1 protein-coding gene is annotated in these 463 nt (G+C 23.5%); it reads left to right on the top strand.

What is annotated here, in order from left to right; all coding sequences use genetic code 11:
• Nucleotides 1-11: 11 nt before the first annotated feature.
• A partial coding sequence (locus CP965_RS14015) for a PAS domain-containing protein (RefSeq protein ID WP_228712737.1) occupies nt 12-463 on the top strand: 452 nt, incomplete at its 3' end.

Below are 463 nucleotides of genomic sequence, written 5' to 3'. Positions count from 1 at the left end.
AGTATGAACAAATGATAAATATAAGTGCTTCTGTTATTCGTGTTGATATAAATAAAGAGATAACTTTTGCAAATGATAGAATTTTACAATTATTAAATTATAAAGAAGAGGAACTTCTAAAAAAAGAGTTACTTTCAATAATTGATAAAAGTTCTTTAGAAACTTATAATAAAGTTTTTAATGAAGTTATTGAAAAGAATTTTTGGCATGGGATATTAAAACTTTGTTGTAATAAAGAAAAAAATATTTATTATATGGATTTTACTTTTAGAACAATTAAAGATATAAAGGGTAATATCATCGAATTTATGGGAATAGGTAAAAATATTACAGAGACTATAAATTTATATAAAGAAATAGAAGATACTCAAAAAGATGTTATCTTTTCCCTTGGAACAATTGGAGAAGCAAGAAGTAAAGAGACAGGAAACCATGTAAAAAGAGTTGCAGAATACTCTTATCT

This window comes from Halarcobacter mediterraneus, from assembly GCF_004116625.1.
GTDB lineage: Bacteria > Campylobacterota > Campylobacteria > Campylobacterales > Arcobacteraceae > Halarcobacter > Halarcobacter mediterraneus.
This window is presented reverse-complemented; position numbering and strand designations above follow the sequence as displayed.